7 protein-coding genes, 1 tRNA gene and 2 pseudogenes are annotated in these 6991 nt (G+C 61.0%); 6 read left to right on the top strand and 4 right to left on the bottom strand.

Annotated features, from left to right (window positions below):
• Positions 1-69 precede the first annotated feature (69 nt).
• Positions 70-1077, bottom strand: a complete 1008-nt coding sequence (locus MTR72_RS09470; protein ID WP_280968558.1) for an RluA family pseudouridine synthase — start codon at positions 1075-1077, stop codon at positions 70-72.
• Here MTR72_RS09470 and MTR72_RS09475 point away from each other — a divergent pair.
• From MTR72_RS09475 to MTR72_RS09485, 3 genes are all read left to right on the top strand, one after another.
• Positions 1076-1417 (top strand): hypothetical protein, encoded by a 342-nt coding sequence (locus MTR72_RS09475; protein WP_280968559.1) that lies wholly within the window; start codon positions 1076-1078, stop codon positions 1415-1417. The two genes, MTR72_RS09470 and MTR72_RS09475, sit on opposite strands and share 2 nt — an antisense overlap.
• Positions 1418-1473: 56 nt before the next feature.
• A tRNA-Glu gene (locus MTR72_RS09480) sits at positions 1474-1548 on the top strand.
• A 681-nt stretch (positions 1549-2229) separates the two neighbouring features.
• Entirely contained in the window at positions 2230-2445 is a 216-nt protein-coding gene (locus MTR72_RS09485) for a hypothetical protein (RefSeq protein WP_280968560.1), read from the top strand.
• A gap of 290 nt (positions 2446-2735) precedes the next feature.
• Here the strand turns inward: MTR72_RS09485 and MTR72_RS09490 are convergent, their stop codons facing one another.
• Entirely contained in the window at positions 2736-3113 is a 378-nt protein-coding gene (locus tag MTR72_RS09490) for a nuclear transport factor 2 family protein (RefSeq protein ID WP_280985397.1), read from the bottom strand.
• 278 nt (positions 3114-3391) lie between these two features.
• Between MTR72_RS09490 and MTR72_RS09495 the strand changes: the two genes are divergently transcribed.
• A complete protein-coding gene (locus MTR72_RS09495; RefSeq protein ID WP_280968562.1) occupies positions 3392-3550 on the top strand; it encodes a hypothetical protein in 159 nt (52 codons plus the stop codon).
• An 866-nt stretch (positions 3551-4416) separates the two neighbouring features.
• Entirely contained in the window at positions 4417-4830 is a 414-nt protein-coding gene (locus MTR72_RS09500) for a hypothetical protein (protein WP_280968563.1), read from the top strand.
• Between the two features lie 499 nt (positions 4831-5329).
• Here the strand turns inward: MTR72_RS09500 and MTR72_RS09505 are convergent.
• Positions 5330-5713 (bottom strand): annotated as a pseudogene (locus MTR72_RS09505) (transposase); the annotation flags it as partial.
• A gap of 48 nt (positions 5714-5761) precedes the next feature.
• On the opposite strand from MTR72_RS09505, the pseudogene MTR72_RS09510 reads away from it, so the two are divergent.
• Positions 5762-5973: pseudogene (locus MTR72_RS09510) on the top strand (DUF3147 family protein); the annotation flags it as partial.
• Between the two features lie 340 nt (positions 5974-6313).
• Here MTR72_RS09510 and MTR72_RS09515 read toward each other — a convergent pair.
• Entirely contained in the window at positions 6314-6829 is a 516-nt protein-coding gene (locus MTR72_RS09515) for a YciE/YciF ferroxidase family protein (protein ID WP_341510316.1), read from the bottom strand.
• Positions 6830-6991 lie beyond the last annotated feature (162 nt).

Below are 6991 nucleotides of genomic sequence, written 5' to 3' on the forward strand. Positions count from 1 at the left end.
GCTGACGTCACGTCCCCGTGTGGCAGCTATAACTTTTTGTAAGGTAAGGGCTTTCTGAAGCCGCCTGCGTCATAGCGCCGCTTTCAGGGCACTCTCGAGGAGAAGCAAATCCTCCGGCAGAGGCGCCTCCCAGTGGAGTAATTCTCCTGTCCTCGGGTGCTCCAATACCAGCAGATAAGCATGCAAGGCCTGTCGTCCAAGGGCCGCCAAAGCTGCCTGCGACTCAGGGCCGAGCTGGTTCGCCTTCGTCTTGAAATGCGGCCCATAGACGGCGTCGCCCAGCAGGGGATGGCCGATATGGGCGAGATGGACGCGGATCTGGTGGGTGCGTCCGGTCTCGAGCTCGCACGCGAGCAGCGCCGCCACGCCCTTGCCGTCGCGCCCCGCAAAGCTCTCCAGGATCTCCCAGTGGGTGATGGCCTCGCGGCCGCTCTGGCGCACCGCCATCTTCTCCCGCGCATACGGATGGCGGTCGATCGGCGCGTCGACCGTGCCGCGCTGGCGGTTCGGCAGCCCCCAGGCAAAGGCCATGTAGCCGCGCCGCATCGCGCCCGTCCGGCCGTGATCGGCGAATTGCGCCGTCAGCGACTGGTGGGCGAGGTCGTTCTTGGCGACCACCATCAAGCCGGTCGTGTCCTTGTCGAGCCGGTGCACGATGCCGGGCCGGCGCACCCCGCCGATGCCCGACAGCGAAGAACCGCAATGGGCGACCAACGCATTTACCAGCGTCCCGGTCTCGTGGCCGGCCGCCGGGTGCACGACCAGCCCCTTCGGCTTGTTGATGACGATGATGTCGTCGTCCTCGAACACGATATCGAGGGCGATGTCCTCGCCTTGGGGCTCGGCGGGCGCTGCCTCCGGCACGTCGATTATGATCGTATCGCCCGCGGCGACGTGATAAGCGGGGTCGCGGACCGCGGCGCCCCTTTGGCTCACCGCGCCCGCCAGAATCAGGGCTTTCAGCCTTGATCGCGACAGGTCCGGCAGGCGCGCGGCCAGCACCCGGTCGAGCCGGGCCGAACCCTCGTCGCCGGCAACGACAACCTCCAACCTTTGCGCTGAACCAGAGCCCTGCATGACGACCGAAACCGCTGTTCCCGAACCGACCCCCGAGCAGGCCGCGTTGTTCGCGCGGGTGCGGCGGATGATGCTGATCGCGGGGTTGACCACGGCGCTGGCGATCTGCGCCGTGCTGATCGCGGTGGGCTACCGCCTTTTCAAGTCGGAGGGAAGGCCGGCCGAGGCCTTGAGCGACGTCACCGCCACCCTGCCGAAGGGCGCCAGGATCGTCTCGACCGGGGTTGCGGGGGACCGCCTGGTGGTGACGCTCGACGTCGGCGGGGCGATCGAGATCCGCACCTTCGACGCCCACACCTTGAGGCCGGCCGGCAAGCTGAAATTTGCCAATGAGCCATAAAAGGCAGGTTCGGTCCTTGCGGCGGACAAATTTCGAGGCTATTGGCTAGCCCTCACGCTCCCTTCGTCTAGCGGTTAGGACGCGGCCCTCTCAAGGCTGAAACAGGGGTTCGATTCCCCTAGGGAGCGCCATTTTTCAAGTACTTGGCTGGATTGCTGGGGCAAGTGTCCAGTTGGTGTCTCGCCTGCGCAAATGGCTTCGTCATCATTCGACTCCTTGAAGCCGCTTGCCTTCGGTCATGCCGCATTATCAGCTTCAGCTCGCCAGCTTCCCCTACCTCGTTCCTGTGGAATTTGAGGGGACAATTCGATCGGGTAAACGTCGCAGACTCCTGAAGCTCACGCGCGGCGATTTTGCTCTTCAGCAAGTATTCGTTTGCCGGAGGAAACCAAGAGGCTGCGGTGCTACCGTTTGGCAGCCGGATGCTTCGTCACCAGAAAGAGCTCGGAACAATAAGTGCAACTTTGGCGATGCGGGTCGGTGACTTCGCGATTTGCTGAAACATTGAATTGTGCGGACAAGAGCAGCTGACTCTTAATCAGCGGGTCCCAGATTCGAGCCCTGGTGCGCCCACCAAAATCAAGCGTAAATCAATCATCTTAGAAGGCACTCAGAACTTACGTCGATTGGCGTCACGACTTGGGTCACGCCTGGATCACGCGAAAAAAGCGAGACCCTGGGCGGTTTCGATCCGGGTATCGAATCCTTGGATCGGTTGAATCGAAAAAGAAGCTTTGATCGCGACCGAATAGTTGATTTCTTGCGTTGTCTTTTGGGGCAGCCATTTTCCGAACCTCGGTCTAGTACGCAATGTGAGCGAACAGCATTTCAAGGCGCATGCGCTCGATGACTTCCTGATCATCGCTGCGCACTACGGTGATTTGAAAGGCTCGGCTCAAGACGGTGCCATCCGCAATCACCTCGCCGAGGTCGAGCAGAGCTATCGCGTGTTGGCGAAGAGCAGGAAACTGCTGTCGAGTTCGACGGCCAGTGTCGCACCCGCGATGCGTTCAAGGCCCATGCCGTAGACATGTCCCTCCTCACCCGCAGGGCAATCGACCACGCAGGAAGCAAGCCCGTCTGGAGGGTCTTGGATTGTTCCGCGATCCGGCATAGTGCGACCGCCGTCGCGAGCAGCGTGTCTGCCTCGGCAAGCAGCCGATGAGCGTCCTTTATGGCATCCTCCGCCCGTGCAAGCAGAGGGTCGCGGTTTGTGCCGTGCATGGTTCGCAACTCACGCTGCACCACGAACCATTGCCGACCAACTTTGTTCCGTGGAGCGTTCTCCACGCTTGCGAGGCAGAGTGCGGCAGATGCTTCACACCGCGCCGGACACGACTACCAAACCGCTTACGGCATTATAGGTCGCGCCACTTGATGGACCGCAAGTAAGCGATGCAATCTGTCCGGCCCCGTTGAATGTCAACACGGCACTGACCACGCCGTCTGGCGCGACATACGCGATTATTGTCCCGCCTTCCGATGGTTGGAGGTTATCCAGGTCGGATGCGGGGTATTCCCGAAGGCGCTTCACCCAATAGGCCCGCAGACCTTCCTTCCCAGTGATCGTTTTGATCCCTCCGCAGCCACAATGGACCACCGCATCATCCGCGTACATCTCAAGAAGTGCATCGACGTCGCCAGCGCGGTAGGCATCAAGCCAGTTAACCGCAGCGGCCATTGGGTCAAAGGACATATTCCTACCTACATGCCGTTTCGAGCGGCAACCGTTAGGATGAATGCGAAAGAAAACAAAACGGCCCCGTGCTTCCATCCGGCAGCGGGACCGTTCCGGGACAACCATTGAAGGTTGCATTTCCGCACTCCCGTGATGTTCCCGCCATAACATAGGACAGGTTTTCGCCGGCCTGCCTCCCCAACCCGCTAGGCGGAAGCACGTTTCGCCATCCTGCTTAATCGACTTGGTAGTTCCGCCACTACATCATTCGGGAAAAGTGGCATCGGAGGCTACCGATGAAGGACTATCAGGCACAGCTTGAGAAGCTGCGCAAGGATGCGGCGGAATGTGCCCTCGTTCGCGATCTGGCGACTGACAAAGCCAAGCGCGAATTGACGGTGCTTGCAGACAAAGTCGAGCAAAAGATGCTGGAGCGAAGGAAGACCACCGGTTGAACTGATGTCGTCAGGTAATCTCTGTGCCACATCAGCGACATCATTCGATTCGTCAGATGGACAGGCGGTCGGCCACGTACGCCGTGCCGGCGCAGTGCGAATGTCATTGAAGGGCGATGTTGGTTTTGGAGACGAAGCATCTACCCATCCATCTCTCGTGATCGCCTTCTGAGACCCTTGCCGGACATAGGCAGCGGCGGATACGATAATCGCTACCTAGCTCGCGATCCTCTCGTCTTTCTTGAGCCCGAGGTGGGTCGCAATCTCGACCAGCTCCGATGCCGCGAGCGAACCGGTACGATCGCCGGTGGCGATGGAGGGGCTTCTCATGCCAATGCTCCAGCACCGCCCCCACGCGCGGGCAATCACAATGTGCACGAAACTGCGGACAAGTCCTATCAGTCCAGAGCCACAAGCGCGCGAACGCGGACGGAGCGGCGCTTCAAGACCGAGCGCGGCTTTTCTGATGCTCGCGCATCGTAGGCCTGGCAAGCTCGAAAGGGCAGAAAAGTTGCCGATTCTCGACCGTTCTCGGCATCGGCCGGATGCGGCGGGAACGGTCGCAATCCGTATTTGTTGGCGGGGGAGCAAAGATTTAGGAGCCGTTAGAATGATCGAAACGGACACCCTACTGGTGAAGTGTCCCAATTGCGGGGCTTGGCCGATGGCCGCCAACGTACTGAGACCGACGTCCGCGCAGCCCGAGCTCCGTCTCAAGTGCCCAAGGTGCCATGGCGGAGGCCGGCCGGCTGCGCCTAGGCGCGGTCCTGCAGGCGGATTTGCTTCGGGATCTGGACGCAGCCTAACGCGATGAAAATCAGCTCCCATTCCGAGAGTCACGTCGTCGAGCTCGATGACGGCTCACGATGGCGGATCTTTCCCGGAGAATCGATCTCTCGCTGAACTGGAAGCCCGAAACGGATCTGACGGTTGTCCAGGCCGACGATGACCTCAGTTCTCCTCATGCGTTGCTCGGCGGCGGCGTGAAGGTGCGCGTGATGCCCATCGGCGAGAGCTGGCCAGTGCGCGAGGTCAAGGACGCGCTGAAGGTCGGTCGAGCCACGCTGTGGCTCCACGGGATCACTCGGGCGGTTGGACCTTCTGAGCGACAACACGACCTGACCGCTCGTCGAGCGCGAAGTGCGAAAGGGCGTGGTGCTGCCACGACGCCCGGGAAGCGGCGGTCCAGCCGCGAGCGGGAACGAAAGAGGCCGCAAGCACCGCCTGCAGCCTCCATCCGGTACCATGAAATCGTGCTCAAATGCCTTCCGGTGCAATGACACTATCGCTACCAGCGACAATGTCCGACTCCGGGAATCTACGGAACGGAACCAGCTACGATGCAGGCGTGCCGCTCAACGCTCGAATTCGTCGGACTCGTCGCTTGGCCTTGGCGAGGCGGCGCTCTGCGCATTCTGCGCGCGCGTCTCGCTTTGGTGACGTACGGCTTGGCGCTCCCGGGGCGCGGCCGATCTTGGCCTGCAACTCTGCCGGACATCAACCAACCGATGACCATCGCCGAATCCGTCGAAAGCGACCCTGGCTGTTCTCCAATTCCGGGCATGCGGTTAAGACTCTCCAGATACATCTTGCCGGGTTCATGGTTCTCTCCGCGGTAGGGGCATGCCCTCCGCATGATGTCGTAGGATGACGCTGATGGATCAATGTGTGAAGCGCGCTTGCTCTTTTTGAACATCGCAAAGTCAGGGGCGATCGCACCAACGCCAGCGTCCCGGCAGGGACATTGGTTCCCGCCGTCGTCGGCGGGGTTCGATAGTCTTACGCTGTTTGGTCGGCAGTCTCCTTTGACGACCATGTGAAGTTGATCCCGTCAACCCACATCCGGTGCAGAATGACGGCAAGTTTTCGGCCAACGGCAACGTTGGCTTTGCGCAGTCCGCTTCGTTTCGCGAGCCGAATGACCCGGGCTTTGAGCGTCGACCATTTTGCTACGCGGGTGAGCAGTACGTTGGCTGCCTCGTAGAGGTAGCTGCGCAACATCTTGTCGCCGCACTTCGAGATTCGACCCTTCCAGTCGAGCTCGCCGGAAGCATACCGTCGGGTCGTTAATCCGACATAGGCTCCGACGCTTCTTGACCTTCTAAAGCGCCTAGCGTCGTCGATCGTTGCAAGAAAGCAAAGAGCCGTAACAGGGCCGATTCCGGCGCCGTCATGAACTGTCGCACTTGAGCATTGTTGCGCGCGAGCTTTAGCTTCGCCGGTCTCTTCGCGGCCGCGCCATCGGTCGCGCTCGCCACGCTCGGAATCGCTGTGTACCAGCTTGGAGCCCACTATCCTGCGAACTCAAGCGATTGATCGCGCTCGCCCTCTACAGTGTCGTCGTTTGTCAAATCCTCGCTCGCGCGCGGCTGCAGGCCTTACCCGCCACTTTGCTATCCCGCGTCGTAGGCTTTTCCTCGGCCCTTCCGGCGATCTTGTGCGCCAGTATCATGTTGATCGCGACGGACGAAATCCGCGGCGAGCGGGAGGCCCGGCTTCGTCGGCGAGCCGCAGGCAAATGGCAGCCGCGGTCGACTTCGCTGGCACCGCGCTCGGCATGCTGGCCTTTGCGGTCGTCTTTTCGTTGACGGCGGAAAGTAGCCTCGCGGCTGACTTCATGAGCGCGTCGCTCGCCTGGTTGATCCTCCGTCGCGGCTTGATATGTGCGGCACAAGACGTGCACAGTGCGAAAAGCGTGGACCGTACAACAAGGGCAGCGGCTCCGCGGTTCGGCGAAGCGGCTAAGAGAGTTCGACTCCGGCATCAAACCGCGGTCGAAGCCTTGGCGTTGACGCCCTTGCGCAACGCCACCGTGTTGAGCTTGGTGTTGGCCGCCTTTTCCTCGTTCAAGTTGGTCGTGAGGAAACGGACGATCTCGTCGTGGCCGAGCTGCTCGGTCCAAGCGATCAGCGTGCCATAGCGGCAGATCTCGTAGTGCTCGACGGCCTGAGTGGCAGCGACGATGGCGGCATCGAGTACGGCCTTGTCCTCGACCTCGCTGGCGATCTCGTCGGCCTCCTTGATGAGGCCGTCGATCGCCGGACACTGCGTCCCGCTGGGCTGCTTGCCGAGCTTCTCGAACACCTTCTGAAGCCGCTCCACCTGCTTGTTTGTCTCCTCGAGATGGCCTTTCAGGCCGGCGACAAGGTCGCGGTTGGTTGCCTTTTCGATCATGTCGGGCAGCGATTTGATGATCTGCTGCTCCGCGTAGTACATGTCCTGAAGACCGTGGATCAGCAGGTCTTCCATCGATTTTATGTCCTTGGTGAAGAGTCCCATTCAACGGCTCCTTTCGCAATGTTGGCAATGGAACGCCGCCGACCAGCCGCCGTTCCCGCCGACATGGATGGATCGGAACGCTTCGCCCAACCTGCTGGGATGGGCGGCGATGGACGTATGGGGCGATATGCCGCGCGACATCCAGGAAGCGCTATTTGAGAT

Source organism: Bradyrhizobium sp. ISRA442 (assembly GCF_038085055.1).
Classification (GTDB): domain Bacteria; phylum Pseudomonadota; class Alphaproteobacteria; order Rhizobiales; family Xanthobacteraceae; genus Bradyrhizobium.

Excerpts from the sequence above, each read along its gene's own strand:
- MTR72_RS09495 (WP_280968562.1), top strand. The coding sequence starts at position 3,392 with ATGAAGGACTATCAGGCACAGCTTGAGAAGCTGCGCAAGGATGCGGCG.
- MTR72_RS09500 (WP_280968563.1), top strand. The coding sequence starts at position 4,417 with ATGGCGGATCTTTCCCGGAGAATCGATCTCTCGCTGAACTGGAAGCCC.
- MTR72_RS09470 (WP_280968558.1), bottom strand. The coding sequence starts at position 1,077 with ATGCAGGGCTCTGGTTCAGCGCAAAGGTTGGAGGTTGTCGTTGCCGGC.
- MTR72_RS09475 (WP_280968559.1), top strand. The coding sequence starts at position 1,076 with ATGACGACCGAAACCGCTGTTCCCGAACCGACCCCCGAGCAGGCCGCG.
- MTR72_RS09490 (WP_280985397.1), bottom strand. The coding sequence starts at position 3,113 with ATGTCCTTTGACCCAATGGCCGCTGCGGTTAACTGGCTTGATGCCTAC.
- MTR72_RS09515 (WP_341510316.1), bottom strand. The coding sequence starts at position 6,829 with ATGGGACTCTTCACCAAGGACATAAAATCGATGGAAGACCTGCTGATC.